Genomic DNA, 16,369 nt, shown 5'->3' with positions numbered 1-16,369 from the left:
ATACAGCCAGCGATCAGCGCTGACCGCTCGCTGCGAGCAATTCCTTCAAGATCGTCGCCGGGTCGGCCCGCTGTTGCTTGCGGTAGTTGCCGACATGGCGAACGAACAGTGTTGCGCGCGTCACCAGGCTCTTGCCGAGCACGGGCTTGCGATCCAACTCTTCCTTGATCCGTTGAAACTGCGCCTGGATCACCGCATCGGTGTAACGCGTGCCGGTGGCCAGGTTGTCGATATAGATCGCCACCGCGCCATCGAGGGCGCTGCGTCCGTTCTCGATAGCCGTGGCAAACAGTGCCGCGCTGGCCTCTTCCTTGTTGTCCAGAGCCTGCTGGCGACTCTTCTGCAGGTTGGCCAGGCGGATGTTGTAGTTGCTGATGGTCTCGGCCACCAGCGCGGCCGACTGAATCAGGTTGCCCGCCGCTTCTTCGCGTTGCTGGGCGATCAGCGAGACATTGCGCTTGAGTTCTTCATTGACCAGCCCCAACTCGGCCTGCAGCTTGGGGTCGGCGCTGGCGGCGATGATGCTGTCCAGGCGCTTGGTCGGGTCCTGGGCGTCGTCGATGGCGTCGGTCAGCGAGGCCAGGCGGCCTTCTTTCTGCCACTGCGCAAACAACTCCTTGTAACGCGAGCGCGGCGCCGACAACGCCCCGATTGCCACGCGGAATCCCGTGGTCTCGTTGCTTTGCTCGGTGCCGTCGGCGGCGAACAGCGGGTATTCGCGGCGCATGCCGGTAAACAGCGTGCCCTCGCCTTCGAGGTAGTTGCCGCCCTTGACCACAAAGCCGCCGTAGGTGCCCTGGCGACGACCGGCGTGCACCAGCTGGAAGGACTCCTGGACCATTTCCGCGGCGTTGCCGATCACGTCGAACATGCCGATGGGGTTGGGCAGCTTGGTACCGATAGGCATCAAGCGTGCGGCCTGGCCAGTACCGCCGGCGACCTGGTTGAACACCGCGTAATCACCCAGCGGGCCATCGCTTTCACTGCCTTCGGTGCGGCGTGGAAACAGGCGCCCTTCCAAGTCCTGGCGACTCACAGCCTGGCCACCGCGTGCGGCGAACTCCCACTCCACTTCAGTGGGCAGGCGCACGAAACCCAGGCCGCCGTCTTCCGCCGACGACCCACGACCGCTCACCGGCAGCAAATCGCGGTGGTATTTCATCAGCCAGGCGCTGTACACCGCCGAGAAGCGCTCAGCCTCAAAGCGCGACAGCTTCACCTTGGGCAAACGCCCGGCCATGCCGGTGGGCGCATCGCACGCCGGTGCCGGTTCGCCACTGGCCAGGGATTGCGCCTGGGCCATCACCTGGGCGTACTGGCGGGCGGTCACTTCGTACTTGCCGATGAAGTACAGCATGGGCTTGAGCGGGGTCTTGGCGTCGGTCTTCGGCATCAACGGCGCGATGACTTTGCTCCAGTCTTTCGGCAAGTCCTTGAGGGTGAACTGGCCGTTGATAAAGTCGCGGCGGTAGCCGGAGATAAATGACTGCTGGTAACCCGCCTCGCCTTCGGCGAAGGGGTAGCCGAGACTGATCTCGCGGTCATCCAAGGTCCCTTGGGCCAGCACGTAGGCATAGCGGAACACCATAGTGCCTTCGCACGGCAGCGGCAGGCTGACGTCGTCGGGCAACGGCTTGGGGTTGTCGAGCTTGTCGCTCGCTTCATCGGCCATGGCCAGCGAGGCCAGGCTCAGCGCCAGAACGGCGCCCAGTAACTTATACATCTCTGATTCCTTCAGAAGCCTGGATACGCGCCACTCGCCAACCACCACAGGCTGCCGCCACGGCGCTGACGCCAAGGACTGCAACCAGGGCCAGGCCATAGTGACGCGCCAGCAGGTGGCTGGCGTGTTCGCCCGGCACCTGCACGAATAACTTGTTCAACGCGGCCTCGGCCAGGCCATACAGCCCAACGCTGAGTAAAGCGGCAAACCCTGCGCTGTACAGCGCCTGCAGCACCACAAACAGCAACAGCGCGCCGGTGGAAAACCCCAACAGACGCAACACCGACAATTCCCGGCGCTTGCGTGCCACAGCGGCCAACGCCCCGGCGAAGATCGCCGCAAACGCGCCCGCCAAGGCCAGCCCGGCGATGATCCAGAAGACGATCGACAGGTTGCGGCTCAGCGACTGCACCTGGGCGATCGTCTGTGCCTGGGTCGATACCAACAGATTCTGCCCGGCGAAAAATACCCGCAGCGGCTCCACATCGGCCAGGCTGCGCGCATACAAGCGAAACGCCGGATACACCCGCTGCTCGCTCACACCCACCTCGTCACCGGCCCAACCCAACGCCGGTACCGCACGGCCATCGCGGTAATCTTCCGCCGCTTCCAGCAATCTCAAATCGGCAAACAACCCATCCCGGGCGAAGGCTTCCAGCGGCAGCACCGCCAGTACCTGCAAGCGCGTGCGCTGGGCTTCTACACGCCCCGCCACTTGCCGCGCAAAGCTGGTCTCCAGCCAATCCCCAGGCCGCGCCGCAAGCTTCTCGGCAGCGGTGTGGCTCAGCACGATCCGGTCCAGGCCCCTGGGCATCGGCAGGCCGTTCAGCAGCGGATCACCCGCAGCGGTCGGCAGCATTTCCAGGGTCAGCGTGCCCACCTGCGCCGTCGCCGCAATCTGCCGCGTGCGCGGTAAGGCGAACGCCACATCGCTGCGCTGGCCGAGCTGTTCGACAAATGCGCTGCTGAATCGACCACCGCCCAGCGGAATAATTTCACGGGTGGCCGGATCGGTCTCCAAACGTTCGGTCAAACTGCTAACCAGTCCAAATTTCAGGCCGAACAACACCAGCAACGGCGCAATCACCGCCACCAGCGCCAACACCGAACAGGCCGACAGCCAGGCATCGTTGCGGTAATCCTGAAAGGCCAGGGACGCCACCAAAGGGATGCGCATCAGCACGCCTCCCCAAGGGTCGCGGTGACGCCGCCATCGGTATCGCGACGGCAACTGATGCGCCGCACCTGCAAGCCACTGGCACGGGCCAAGGGTTCGTCATGGGTGGCGATCACACAGGCGGCGCGGTGCTCGCGGGCCTGGGCCAGCAGGGCCTGCATTACGCGCTCGGCATTCAGCGGGTCAAGGGACGCCGTCGGTTCATCGGCCAGCACCAGTTGCGGTGCATGGGCCAGGGCGCGGGCGCAGCTCACACGCTGGCGCTGGCCCACCGACAACGCAGCCGGCTTCTTGGCCAACTGGTCGCTGATCTCCAGCTGTTCCGCCAGGCGCGTCACGCTGCCATCGTCTTTCAACCCCAGCAGTTGCCGGGACAGCGCGATATTGCTGCGCACATCCAGAAAGCCCAGCAGCCCGCCGGTTTGCAGCACATAGCCCAAGTGCTGGCTGCGCAGCCCGGCCAGGGTGGATTGCTGATCGGCGCGCCACAGTCCACCAATGTCCTGCCGGTTGAATTCGAACCGGCCCACCTGATCCGGCGCCAGTACCAGCGCCAACAGATCCAGCAAGGTGCTCTTGCCGCACCCGCTCGGCCCGACAATTGCCAATTGCTCGCCGGCACGCAGGTGCAGCGCCGGGATCACCAGGCTGTAACGCTGGCTGCCGACACCCCGGCTTTTGTGCACCGCGCTCAAGTTCAGCATTACGGCAGTGTCGACAACGGCACGCGGTACAACGCATCACCCGGTTCGGCATCGCCGAAACGGACCCAGTTGGCCAGGTCATTGTGGAAGGTTTCGTAGAGGCGGATTTTCGAATCCAGCTCGTCGATAAAGTCTTCCTGCTCGGCCACGCTCAACGACAACCACAGGTCCTGGGTCATGTTCAGCGACTTGCTGCGGTACGGCAGGCCTTCCAGGTATTCGCCGAGAATGCCGCCGTCGGCCAGGTTGCCGCCCTTGCGCAGGGCTTGGGGGTCGCGGCTCATATAGGCCGAGGCGCTGGCGATTTCCTGGAAGAAATCCTTGGGCGAGGTCTGGGTCTTGCGCGCCGCATCGACGATCAGTTTCAGCGACTGTTGCAGGTCGTTGAGCTGCAATTTGGTCAGCATCACGCACACCTGGAACGCCGGCAGCGCGGGATTGGTCAGGTCGCGGTCGGCGGTCCAGGCACTGACCAGTTGCGGCGCCTGGCTGGCGTTCCGGCGACCGAGGAAGTCCATGTGCATGGCATAGCCGACCGCGGCGGATTTGTCCGCCAGGCTCGGCGCGGCACTCAGCAGCGGCACCGCTTGCGGCGTATTGCTGCGCACCTGGTGCACGAGGTTGGCGAACACGCTGCCGATCTCGTCGACACGCTCGCCCAGCTTGCGCACATCGCCACCCGGCACCGGCGTGTACAGGTCGCCGATCTGCGGGTTGGCGTCGGCGGTGAGGGTGCGGTATTGGCTCTCGGCGCCGGCGTGGGTTTTCTTGCCGGCGTCGGTGCGCAGGTGCAGCGCGTAGATCTTGATCTGCTTGCCCAGTGCGGCCTGGCGCACTTCGGCTTCGTTCATCTGGGTGGCGGCAAACGGGTCGTTCTTGCGCAGCGCGCCCGCATCGGTGACCAGCAGGATGATCCGACCGCCGTAGCCGGACCAGTCCATGCCGTCCACGGCCTGCATCACCCCGGCAAACGCGTCCTCGTTGAAGGAGTGGCTGGACACGGTGGACGCCTTGACCTGGCGCGCCATGTCGAGGAAGCGTTGCGGGTCGCGGCCCTGGTCGAGGCTGATCAGGGTCTTGGCCACGTATTCCAGGCCTGGGGTTTTCTTGATGCTGCTCCGGAAACCGACCATGCCGAAGCTGACACTGTCCAGCTCGCCACGCTCGGCGATACGGGTTTGCAGCTCGTGCACCACATCGCGGATCTGGTCGATGTAGGGCTGCATGGAAACCGTGGTGTCCACCACCAGCACCACGGCAGTGCGGAAGGCGTCGGCATTGGCGTTGATCACCGGGGTCGATGGCTTGGCCGTCGCGTTACTGCCTGGGTCGATGGAGGCAACGTTAAGCAACTGCACCGGCTGGCCGTTTTCGTCGAAGCTCTCCTTGGCGTCGAAGATCGGCAACAGGTAGAACTGGTTCTGCGGCACCGCGCTGGCGGCCGGCTCCAGGGCCAGGACCTGGCCGTTGTCGTCGCTGTTCTTCTGCGCCTTGGCCAGCACGCCTTTGGCGGCGGCTGGATCGGCGAGCAACTTTTCCACTTCGCCGGATTGGCGCAGGAACATCACCGGCGCCCGGCCGGAGCGTTCGGTGAACTTGAGCACGAGGCTTTGCTTCCAGTCGCTGACCTGGGCGGCCGGCAACCAGCCGTCGCTGCGGCCATCGGTGGCGGCACCGACGCGCACCCACGGGCTGCCGTCGACGTCTTTGCGCTGGTACACATACAGCACGGAGAACGCCGGCAGGGCCTTGCCCGGCGCGCCGCCGGCGTCATCCGACAGCTTGGCGCCGGGCTTGCTGAGCACGCGCTGGAACAAAGTCTTCTTACCGGCCATCAACAACGGCCGTTGGCCGCCGTCCACTTCGGCGGCCGCAGTGGGCGTTGCCGGGGGCACGTCGGCGACCGCCGCTGGAGGCTTGGCCTGAGGCACGACGGCAGCCGGCGGCTTGGCCGGCTCATCACTGCCGCTCAACCACCAGTAACTGCCGCCACCAATGGCCAATGCGACGGCCACCGCCACGGCGGCCAGTGCCAGCACCGGCCCACGACGCTGCTCGGACACGGCGTTATGCTGGGTCGGCGTCACCACCGGCTGGCGCACCGGTTGCGGCTGGGGTCTGTCGGTCGGGATGTCGATGGTGACCGGGGTCATGCCCGCCAGATCAAAACTCAGCGGGATCGGCAACGGCCGCACCAGCGTGGCCTCCGGCGACTCCGCAGGCAGGTTATCCAGCGCCTGCAGCAACGCCGCCGCATCCGGGAAACGCTCTGCCGGGTCCTTGGCCAACAGCTTGCGCAACACACCCTGATAACGCCCGTGGTGCACCGGCAATTCCGGCAAGGGTTCGGTCAGGTGCGCCAGCGCGGTGGACAGCGCATCGTTGCCGTTGTACGGCAGCTTGCCGACGAGGATTTCATACAGCACCACGCCCAGCGCGTAGAGGTCGGCACGGCCATCGATCTCCTGTCCCCGCGCCTGCTCCGGGCTCATGTAGCTCGGCGTGCCCACGGCAAAACCGGCCTGGGTGAATTGGGTGCGGTCGTCCAGGGACTTGGCAATGCCAAAGTCCGACAGCACCGCCGTGCCATCGGCGCGGAACAGGATGTTTGCCGGCTTGACGTCGCGGTGCACCAGCCCCTGGGCATGGGCATAGCCCAGCGCCGAGGCGATCTGGCGGATCAGCGTAATGCCCTGCTCCGGCGTCAGGCCGGCGGCGATGCGCTCCTTGAGCGTGCCGTTGGGCAGGTATTCCATGGCCATGTAGTACAGCTCACCGACATTGCCGATGTCATGGATGGTCACCGTGTGCGGGTGAGACAGCCGCGCCAGGGTCTTGCCCTCGCGCAGGAAACGTTCGCAGAAGCTCGGGTCGGCCGCCAGCGCCGCCGCCATCACCTTCAGCGCCACCTTGCGCTCCAGGGAGCGCTGGGTCGCCAGGTACACGCTGGCCATGGCGCCTTCGCCGATCTCGCCGTCGATGTCATAGCCCGGAATCACAATGTTCATGCCGATACCTTCACGACGATGGCGGTGATGTTGTCCGGCGCGCCACGGTTGAGCCCCAGGTGCACCAGGCTGCGCACGATTTCATCCGGCGCGTCGTGGCTGAGCACTTCGCGGATCTCATGGTCGTCGACGGTCTTGTTCAGGCCATCGCTGCACAGCAGGTAGCTGTCGCCGGGGGCGATCAGCAGGTCGACCACCGCCAGTTCCAGCTGGGCTTCCACGCCAATGGCGCGGGTGACGATGTTGGCGCGCGGGTGCACGCGGGCATCGGCTTCGCTGAGCAGGCCGCTGTCCTGCAAGTCCTGGACGTAGCTGTGGTCGCGGGAGATGCCTTCGAGCACGCCGTCGCGCAGGCGGTACAGGCGGCTGTCGCCGGCCCACAGGCACACACCGCGCAAACCGCGCGCGGCGAGCACCACCACCGTGCTGCCCATCATGGTCACACCACGGTTGGCGGTTTCTTCACGCACGGCGGCGTTGATGCGGGTCAGGTCATTGCGCAGGGCTGCCGAGTACTCGTCGAGGGAACGGCCCATCGGCACGCTGCGCAGGCTGTCGACGATCAGGCTGCTGACATAATCCCCCGCCGCGTGCCCGCCCATGCCGTCGGCCACCACCCACAGGCGGTTTTCCGGCAGGTCCAGGCACGCGTCTTCGTTGACCTGGCGAACCATGCCCACATGGCTTTTGCTCGCGGATTTGTACGTCGACCCCATCTACACCACACCTTCTTGTCCGAGCAGAAACTGCGCAAAATCGCCGGCGGCAGGCAGGCCCTGACACCGCAATAAACCAGGGGAAATCGTCTGCGAACCACGCCCCCACCACAGGCTCGCACCGTCGCAGGCCTGTTCGGCGAGCGCGGTCATGCGCTGGTGCGGCACGCTGGCCGCCACGCGCTGCAGGCCGGCGAAACGGCTGTCCACCGCACGCGGCTCGGTCGCCGGTAAGCCCAGGTCATCGAGGCCAGCGTTGAAGCGTTCAAACGTGGCGCCGGCATCCAGGGTGCTGAGCAACAGCTCTTCGGCCTGCTCAAACCAGCTGTCCGGCCCGCCCACCAGGGACGCCGGGTTGATGTCGTGATCGAGCAAGGTGACCACCGCCAACGGGAAATAGCGCCCGACCCGGTCAATGCTCGGCATCACCACGCCCGCCGCCGCGTCCGGCCCGCACACGCCGGGCGCCAGCACAAAGCGCCATAGAGGGCTGACCAGGTACGCATTGAGCCAGTCGGCGCCGAGGCTGTTCTGGCTGGCGAGCAACCCCGCCGCCAGCCAGCTGTCCCAAGGGCCGATAAAGCTCTGGGGCAAGGCACGGCTGACGAAGTCTCCGCGACTGGCCAGCTTGCCGTAGAAACCCAGCGTCGTCATAGCCGCTCCGGCAGGCTGAAGCCACTGAGCACACGGCTCTTGAACGGGTTGAAGGCGCTGTTGGCACGCAACTCGTAGGCGATGCTCGCACCGTCGACCCGCAGGCGCAGGTTGAAGCGGTCCGGCGAGTTGCCGGCGGTGAGGTCCGATTGCTCCAGCAGGCGGAACCAGGCCCACGGCCCGTCGAGGGTCACGCCCGAGCGACCACTGGCCGACGGCGGCATGATCGAGATACGCACCACGCCAATGCTGCCGGGGTTCGGCCATTGCATCGCCACCGGGCGGCTGGGGCCGTGGTCGTAGCTCAATTGCTGGCCGTCGAGGTCGAGCAGGAACTGGGTGATCGTCGGGTCCATCGACACCGGTTTGAGTTCAAAACGCACGATCGGTTGGGTGCCACCGGAGCGGAAAAACGCATCGCGGATCGTCGCCGCGCGCTGGAAGGTTTGCAGCACGCCCGGCGCAATCCCGAGTTTCTGTGCCGCGCCCGGCTGCCAGCGCCAGGTCTGTGCCGAGGTGTCCACGTACGGCTGCAGGTATTTGCGGAAGTAGTTGTCCATCACCCCGCCCACGCCGAAGAACTGGCCGAAGTCATCCAGGGTCGCATCCCGCGCACTGCCCGGCGACATCGGGTAACGACCGGCCAGGGACTGGCGGTACACGTTGACCACTTCGCTGACCCACGCCGCGTTCAGTTGGTTACGCACCCCGCCCATCATGCTGTTGGTGGTGGAGTTGACCACCGACTTGACCATGCCCTGCACCAGCGGAGGTTGGCGCTCGGCGTTCAGGCTGACCCGTGTGGCCGCAGCCGCCGCCTGGTTCTTCGCCTCGCCAAGCAAGGCATCGCCGCTGGCCCCGACCATGGCGCTGACCTGCACATACAGCGCGTTCATGTCCGACAACAGGCCGTCGATGGCCGCCGGTTCGCCTTCGTTCTTGCTGACGATACTGTTGAGTTCGGCAAAGTGCGCGGTCACCGGATCATCCGCTGCAGCCGGCGCATTGGCCGTCGGTTGCTCCTGGCCGAGCAGGCTGCCGAGGCGCTCCTTGAGCTTGTCGACACCACCTTCCACCGGCACGCCTTTAGCGGCCAATTGGCGCTCTTCGGCTTGCAGATCGGTTTCCTTGGCCACTGCCACCAGCAGTTTTTTCAGCGGCGAACTCGGGCCGGAAATCACCCGCAGCACATCGGCTGCCTGGGCCACGCTGGTGATGGGCACAAAGTCGATATCGGCGAGCAACGCATCCCATTGGCGCTGATAGTCCTGGAAATACAGGCGACGCACATCGGCGGCCAGGCTGACCACGTTCTGCTGATCGGCCTGCTCATGGCCCAGCACCCATTGCTCTTCAGCCAGGGTGCCGGTCTGGTTCAGGCTGCTGAGCAAAAACGCCTGGCGATAGCCCTTGGCGGTGAAAAAGCCACTCAACGGCTCGCCCAGCGGCTTGCCGCTTTTACGGCTGAACACCAGCGCGGCATCGCGGCCAGCGGCTTCGTTGATACGGAAGTCCGGGATACCTTCAGGCAGTTTCTGGCGTTTGACCCGGTCGTAGACACGCTGGGCCACCGGCAGCTGTTGCAACTGGCGACGCAGATCGTCGATCAAGCGCGGGTCAAGGCGCGCATTCGGCGGATGGCGCTCGAACAGCGCCTGCAAGTGCCCGGTCAACGCCTGGCGCTGATCGGCCGGCAGATCGCGCGGCAGGTTGCGGTCCCAGTCGAGGGCGATCCAGGCCTTGATGAAGTCCGGATCGTAATGCTCGCTGTCGGCGAGCATCAGGTAGGCCTTGAGGCCTTCGTAGAGGAAGTCGGAGTTGCCGCCGCCGTGCAGTTGCTCCTCGATGCGCGTCACCAGGCGCGGCGCGAACACGGCGATCAACAGCTTGCGATAGACGCTGGCGGACTCGGCTTCGAGCATATCGCCCTGATACAGCCCCAGGCCTTCGGACCAGCTCGGCGAATCGCCCGCGAGGTTCTTCACCGCATTGAGCAGCGGCAGCACCGCGAGCACTTCACGCTGCGCCGGGCTGAGGTTCTGGACGGTCTGGCCCAGTGGCGCGACCTTTTGGTCGACCTGGGCGATATACGCCTGGTTGGCGCGATAACTCACCCACCACAGGCTGCTGACCACGATCACCAAGGCCACGGTGGCCGCGAGTACACCGCGTGCGATCCACGTGCGCCGACGCTCGACTTTCGGGTTAACGCCCACCAGTCCTCGTTCGGCAAAGGCCACGGCGGTGAAGAGTTTTTCGATGAAGTAACTGCGCCCGGTGCCGCTCTGGCGCGCCAGGTGCTGGCGGTCCAGGTTCATGCTCTGGGCCATGGCGCCGATCAGGCGATCGATCGGGCTGCCTTCCTGGGTGCCGCTGGTGAAGTACACGCCGCGCAGCAACACGCGCTCTTCAAAGGCATTGGGCTTGAACACGCCTTCGAGGAAGCTTTGCAGGCAGTCCTTCAATGCGCCGAACTGCTGCGGAAAACCGTAGATCAGGTCGCGCCGCGCCGGGTCGCGCTCCTGTTGCAGGCGCTCCACCAGGCGTTCGTTGAGGCGCTGCTCGAGGCCGGCGAATTCGCTTTGCAGGTGCGCCAGGGGGCTGTCGCTGTTCTTGCCGTCGTCCAAGGCAAAGGTCATGCCCCAGACCTGGGCGCGTTCTTCCTTGCTCAGGTTGTCGAAGAACTCCATGAAGCCCGGCACCAGGTCGAGCTTGGTCAGCATCAGGTAGATCGGGAAACGCACGCCCAATTGGGTGTACAGCTCCTGGATACGCAGGCGGATCGCCGCCGCGTGGGCCGCGCGTTCGGCATCGGTGCCCAGCAGCAGGTCCGACAGGCTGATGGCGATAAAGGCGCCATCGATCGGGCGGCGCGAGCGCTGCTTTTTCAGCAGGTCGAGAAAGCCCAGCCAGGCGGCTTTGTCCACCGTGGAATTGCTGTCTTGGGTGGTGTAGCGGCCGGCGGTGTCGAGCAATACCGCCTGGTCGGTAAACCACCAGTCACAGTGACGCGTACCGCCAACACCGCGCACCGCCCCGGCGCCCAACTGGGCCGCCAGCGGAAAGTGCAGCCCGGAGTTGACCAGCGCCGTGGTCTTGCCCGAACCCGGCGGGCCGATGATCACGTACCACGGCAGCTCGTAGAGGTTGCGGCGTTCGTCGCCACCGAGCTTGGCCTTTTTCAGCAGCGCCAGGGCTTCGTCCATGCGCTGGCGCAGGGTGGTGAGCTCTTCGGCGGTCGCCACGCTGTTGGGGTCGGCCGGGGTTTCGGCCGCCAGGCTGCGCATCACTTCGGCCGCTTGGCGCCGCGCCTGGATGATGCGGAACACGCGGTAGGCGATCCACACCGCAAACACCAGGATGATCAGCGCCCAACGGCGCCCTTCCGGCACCAGCACGTCGAGCAACGGCCCCACAAACCAGATGATCAGGCTCAGGGCGATCAGGCCCAGCACGGGGATCACCCAGCGAATCATGAAACTGAAAAACGCCTTCACTCGACGCCCTCCGCCAATACGGTGATTTCAACCCGACGATTGCGGGCACGGCCTTCGGCAGTTGCGTTGGTCGCCAACGGCTCGGTGTCGCTGCGGCCCTCGGCACTGAAGCGATCAGCCTGGCCGGTCTTGGCCGCGAGGATCTCCAATACCGACTTGGCCCGCGCTTCGGACAGCGCCCAGTTGGATGGGAAACGCAGCGTGGCAATCGGGCGGTTGTCGCTGTGCCCGGTGACGCGCACCTGGCCCTTGACCTTGCGGATGGCGTCGGCGATGCGCAGCATCAGCGGCTGGTAGTCATCGACGATGCTGGAACTGGCGGACGCAAACAGCTCATCGCCACGAATGGTGACCACGGAGCGGTCGACCTTGTCTTCCACCGCGACGCGACCGGCCTTGATGTCTTCCGCCAGGAAGCCGGCCAGACGCGGACGCTCGATCACTTTTGGTTGCGCCACGGGACGGTCGATGGCCTGCACCGGGATCTCGCCCAGGGCATGGATGTTCTTGAACACCGGTTCAGCCTGCGCCGCGAGCAGCAGGCGCAAGGTGAACAGCAAGGCCAGCAACAACGCCAGGCCAATCGCCACGGCGATCCACGGCGGCATGAACTGCGCCAGCCGATCACGCGCGACGGTGACGCCGCGCCAATGGGGCGACAGCTCGCGCTCGTGGTCACCGCGAGCACTGCGAATCGCCGCCGCCGTGCGCTCACGCAAGGCTTCCAATTGGCTGCGACCGTCGTTCATCACGCGGTAACGGCCTTCGAACCCCAGGCACATGCACAGGTACAACAGCTCCAGCAGGTACAGGCGCTCCCGTGGACTTTGCAGGCAGTGGTCGAGCAACTGGAAGACTTTTTCGCCCCCCCAGGCTTCGTTGTGCACCGTGATCAACAGGCTCTGCTTGCCCCAATCGCTGGTGCTGCCCCACGGCGTGCTCAACACCGCTTCATCGAGGGCGGTGCACAGCGCGTAGCGCGCCAGCAGCACCTCGTTGCGGGCCACGCCAGCGGCTTCGGCGCGTTCTTCGAACTGGCGCAGGTACGCCAGCAACTGCGCGCGCAGGCTGGCCGGCGCCGGGTGCGCGATGGTGTTGCGCAGGCGCGTCAACAGCGCCAACAGCGGGCCGGCGGCGCTTTCCAGCGGGTTCAGGCCCTGGCTTTTGCCGGTGAGGATCGGCGCGGCCGGCATCGACAGCGGGGCCGGCTCGGCACGCGCGGGTTCCGGCGCGCGGCCACCCGGGCGCGGCATGAACTGGGTGCGGTCGTCATCATTGGGATGCATCGCGGATTATCCTCGGATCGCCCAGAAGGCCAGGTTCAAGCCCGGGAACTGCCCGGCGATATGGAAGGCAAAACCACCGGAATTGCCCAGTTGCTGCCAATGCTCGCTGCCACGGTCCAGCTCGTAGTAGGTCGAGCCTGCGTGGTACGGCAGTTGGCGCGGCGCCACCGGCAACGGCAGCAAGGTGATGCCCGGCAGTTGCAGGTTGACCAGGTCGCGGATGTGCTCCACCGAGCCGACCTTGCTCTGCTGGCCGAAGCGCGCACGCAGGGTTTCGCCGGGCACATCGGCACGGACCACGAGGATGAAGCTGGCGCTGTCGAGCAAGGTTTTGTCGGCCAGCATGGCCACGTGGACGCCGTAGGCTTTCTCGACAATCGGGATCGGCGTGGCCTTGCTGTCGATCAGCATCGACAGGGCTTCGCGCAGGGCCGCCATGACTGGGGCGAAGCTCAGGGCCAGGTCGTCGTGCTGGTATTGCGGGTATTCCTGGGGACGACGGCCTGAAGTGGAAAAGGTCGAGAACTCACCGGCCAGGCTGACCAGTGCGCTGAAAAAGCGCTCCGGGTGCAGCGGGCTCAACTGGCTGAAATGCTGGATCAGCGGCTGGGCGCGGTTGACCAGTTGCAGCAGCATGAAGTCGGCGATCTCCGACGCACCGCCTGCCCCCGAGGCAACCACGCGGCCCGCCAGGGCTTCGCCGCGCTGGTGCAACAGGCCCAGCAGTTCGCTGCGAAACGCGCTCAATGGCTTGCTCGCGGCCACGTCCAGCACGGGCGGGATGTAGCTGTCGTCGAGGACCAGCGCACGGTCGGCGCGTTTTTCCTTGATGCGCACCAGGCCCACGGCGGCGTAGTCACTGATGCCGTCCTGGGCGGTCAGCAAGCGCAGGGCCCGGGAACCCACGGCCACCGGCGCGCGGTTTTCGAACGGCGCGTTGTCATCGCGCACTTCGCGCACCTGGCTCACGTAGCGCGCGGCTTCCAGGGCTTCGCCCTCATCCACGGTGTCGCGGGCACCCGCACGCTTGAGTGGCAAGGCCAGGTAGACCAGGCCATCGCGCAGGTTGTCGTCGATATTCAGCGGGCTGGGCGCCAGGTCATCCTGGGGAATGTTGAACGGCGTGCCGTCGGGCAACAGGCCGCGCGCCGAGACGATGGCCAGCTTGCCCTGGGCCAGCAGGCCCTGGTCGATCAGCAATTCGGAAAACCCCCAGGCGCCGGCGGACAACGGGCGGCTGCGGGCGTCGATCAGGTTTTCCAGGTAACGGTCATGCTGCTGGAAGTGCTGCGTTCCGATGAACATGCCTTCCGACCAGACCACGCGATTGTTCCAGGACATGGGGAGCTCCGATTGCTTCTTATTGGGCAGGGCTGGATGGGGTGACCACGACGTCGGCGCGCACGGCACGCACATCGAGGCTGATCTGATATTCGGTGTATTGGCGCGCCGGTACGTTGATCACCGTGCGCCATTGCGCGCGGTCCAACTCGCGATAACCCACCAGCAAGCCGATCTGGCGCGTGGAGGGGTCGAGGTCGCGCTGGATGCTCAGTTGCTGGCCGGGTTGCACCATGACTTCGTCCTGGTCCAGCAGGTCCAGGCCGAGGGTCGATTGCGCACGGTCGGCCAGGGCGAAGTAATCGGAGCGGGCGAAGGTGGCGGCGTTCTTCAGTTCGAAAATGCGCACCCGCACCGGCGCGGCCTGGCCGTTGGCGCCGGGGTTAAGCCCGGCAATCGCGTGGAAGTGCAGCTCGACGGCGGCGGTGTTCACTTCAGCCTCAGCAGCCGTTTCGGGTTTGACCGCATCCTTGCTACACGCGGTCAGCAGCAGCGCGGTGGCGACTGCGAGTAAAAACCTGGGAATCATCCTGCGTCCTCAATGACGTACTTAGCTATCCGTTAATCCGTAGGTTGCGGCGCGGTTTTACCGACGCTGTCGCGCGCTGTGTTCTTCGTAGGCCCGGCTGAATTCACGGCCGAACAGGTCCTGGAAATCTTCCTGGGCCTCGCGGGAAATATTGCTGTAGAGCTCGGTGAACTGCTGCCAGTACTGGGCCTGGCGCGAGCCGGCGAACAGGTTCGACAGCCCGCCGGGCTTGCCCATGCGCTCTTCCAGTTGCGCCGGTTCAAAGCGCGTGAGCAAGTGCTTGATCGCTGCTTCCACCCCGGCCATCACCGCCAGTTGGTGGGCGCGCAGGTCATCAAAACTGTCGCGCACGGCAATGTCCGGCGCCATAAACGCCTGGTTGCCGTGGCGAAGCAAAAGCAGTAAAGCTTCGTCGGCATTCGGTGCGAATTTCAACGGATTGTTTTCGGCAGGCTGGATCATGGTCTGCTGCATGCGGAACTCGCCCTTGAGGCTGGCGCGGGCACGCAATACGTCGATCAGGCCTTCGACCATCAGGCGGTAGCTGCGGCCGATGTTTTCCATCTGCGCCTCCGCCTGGGCCTTGTCCAGGCGCAACTGGTCCAGGCCGGCACCGCGCAGGAAGGCTTGCAAGAGATCGGGCGGCTGGGTGGCGGCCACGGGGAGCACTGGCTCGACCACGGGTGGCGGCTGGATGATCGGTGTGGGTGGCGGTGGCGGAGGTGGCGGCGCACTGGCCGACGGCGCCGGCGTGTCGCCAAACAGGTCCCAGTCTTCGGGAATCACCGAGCCCGAGACCACAGGCGTCTCGACCACGGGTACCGCCACCGGGGTCGGCGGGCGGAAGTCGTGTTGTTCGCTGGGAACATGGTCGGCCACGGTGGGCGGCGGCACGGCGGTGGGGCTGAGGAAGTCGAACAGGTCCGGCAGCGTGTCCATCGACGAAGCGCCCTGAAATTGCGGGGCAATCACCGGCGTCGGCGCGGGCTTGTTCGCCACGGCGCCCATCAGGGCCTCAAAGCTGTTCGGCGAATCACCGGCGAATGGCTGGCTGTCGATGGCCTGCACGTTGAAGTCGATCCGCGCCTGGATCTCGTAATCGCCGATGCGGATCAACTCGCCATCCTGCAACAGCTCGCTGTTACCCCTGCGCAAACGGATGCCGGCGTTAACCAACTCCACACCGTTTGTACTGTTATCGGTTAAATAATAACGACCATCTTTGTATTGAATAACGCAGTGCTGCGAAGACACCAGGCGCTCGGGATCAGGCAATACCCAGTCATTATCCGAGCTGCGGCCGATAGCCATCGAGCCCTGGTTCATGGACTTTTCCGAGCATTGCCCGGGGGTAATCTTGTGATAACTAGTGATAGTCAAACACAGCGACATCTTGCCTCCTTGCTGATACTTCGCGCGCAGTAGACCCCAGGGACAGCGACGCCCGGGAGATCCCCATCAGGTCGTGCAATCGACCGTTCAAAACCTGCTGATGCCAGCATGATCGCTGATCTTAACTGGGGTCCATGACAAAAATCCTATGCCGGTGCGTCGTTCGACCCACCAGTCGCGCAGGTTGTTAAGCACCGCACATCTGTCACAGAGGGCGAATAGCTTACCTTGACAAGGCATAAGTACTACACCAAAAATGCACAACTTCTTGAATACCGGTGATGGCACATTAGTGGCATCTTCTTATATGACCAAGAAAACATGCAAAGTTCCTTGCGCAAC

At 65.0% G+C, this 16,369-nt stretch carries 11 protein-coding genes; all 11 read right to left on the bottom strand.

Annotated features, from left to right (window positions below; translation table 11 throughout):
* Positions 1–13: 13 nt before the first annotated feature.
* The 11 genes from Q8X51_RS09470 to tagH are packed head-to-tail and all read right to left on the bottom strand — an operon-like array spanning position 14 to position 16,027.
* A complete protein-coding gene (locus Q8X51_RS09470) occupies positions 14–1,723 on the bottom strand; it encodes a formylglycine-generating enzyme family protein (RefSeq protein WP_407693717.1) in 1,710 nt (569 codons plus the stop codon).
* A complete protein-coding gene (locus tag Q8X51_RS09465) occupies positions 1,716–2,900 on the bottom strand; it encodes an FtsX-like permease family protein (protein WP_065926722.1) in 1,185 nt (394 codons plus the stop codon). The genes Q8X51_RS09470 and Q8X51_RS09465 overlap by 8 nt, the downstream gene beginning before the upstream one ends.
* On the bottom strand, positions 2,900–3,604 hold the full coding sequence (locus Q8X51_RS09460) for an ABC transporter ATP-binding protein (RefSeq protein ID WP_074847988.1): 705 nt from the start codon (positions 3,602–3,604) through the stop codon (positions 2,900–2,902). Before Q8X51_RS09460 ends, Q8X51_RS09465 begins: the two co-directional genes overlap by 1 nt.
* Positions 3,604–6,612 (bottom strand): serine/threonine-protein kinase, encoded by a 3,009-nt coding sequence (locus Q8X51_RS09455; RefSeq protein WP_407693718.1) that lies wholly within the window; start codon positions 6,610–6,612, stop codon positions 3,604–3,606. The genes Q8X51_RS09460 and Q8X51_RS09455 overlap by 1 nt, the downstream gene beginning before the upstream one ends.
* Entirely contained in the window at positions 6,609–7,328 is a 720-nt protein-coding gene (locus Q8X51_RS09450) for a PP2C family protein-serine/threonine phosphatase (RefSeq protein WP_065926725.1), read from the bottom strand. Before Q8X51_RS09450 ends, Q8X51_RS09455 begins: the two co-directional genes overlap by 4 nt.
* A complete protein-coding gene (gene tagF, locus Q8X51_RS09445; RefSeq protein WP_065926726.1) occupies positions 7,329–7,982 on the bottom strand; it encodes a type VI secretion system-associated protein TagF in 654 nt (217 codons plus the stop codon). It abuts the gene before it with no gap.
* Complete coding sequence (gene tssM, locus Q8X51_RS09440; RefSeq protein ID WP_407693719.1) at positions 7,979–11,479, bottom strand: type VI secretion system membrane subunit TssM; 3,501 nt, start codon at positions 11,477–11,479, stop codon at positions 7,979–7,981. The genes tagF and tssM overlap by 4 nt, the downstream gene beginning before the upstream one ends.
* On the bottom strand, positions 11,476–12,765 hold the full coding sequence (locus Q8X51_RS09435) for a DotU family type VI secretion system protein (RefSeq protein ID WP_027608269.1): 1,290 nt from the start codon (positions 12,763–12,765) through the stop codon (positions 11,476–11,478). Before Q8X51_RS09435 ends, tssM begins: the two co-directional genes overlap by 4 nt.
* 6 nt (positions 12,766–12,771) lie before the next feature.
* A complete protein-coding gene (tssK, locus tag Q8X51_RS09430) occupies positions 12,772–14,106 on the bottom strand; it encodes a type VI secretion system baseplate subunit TssK (protein WP_065926728.1) in 1,335 nt (444 codons plus the stop codon).
* 19 nt (positions 14,107–14,125) lie between these two features.
* Positions 14,126–14,635 (bottom strand): type VI secretion system lipoprotein TssJ, encoded by a 510-nt coding sequence (tssJ, locus tag Q8X51_RS09425; RefSeq protein ID WP_065926729.1) that lies wholly within the window; start codon positions 14,633–14,635, stop codon positions 14,126–14,128.
* A gap of 57 nt (positions 14,636–14,692) precedes the next feature.
* Entirely contained in the window at positions 14,693–16,027 is a 1,335-nt protein-coding gene (tagH, locus tag Q8X51_RS09420; RefSeq protein WP_065926730.1) for a type VI secretion system-associated FHA domain protein TagH, read from the bottom strand.
* Positions 16,028–16,369 lie beyond the last annotated feature (342 nt).

It is taken from the genome of Pseudomonas sp. Yb2C2, from assembly GCF_052112325.1.
Classification (GTDB): Bacteria; Pseudomonadota; Gammaproteobacteria; order Pseudomonadales; family Pseudomonadaceae; genus Aquipseudomonas; species Aquipseudomonas marginalis.
Note: the sequence above shows the minus strand (reverse complement) of the source record. Positions and strands in the feature narration are given on the sequence as shown.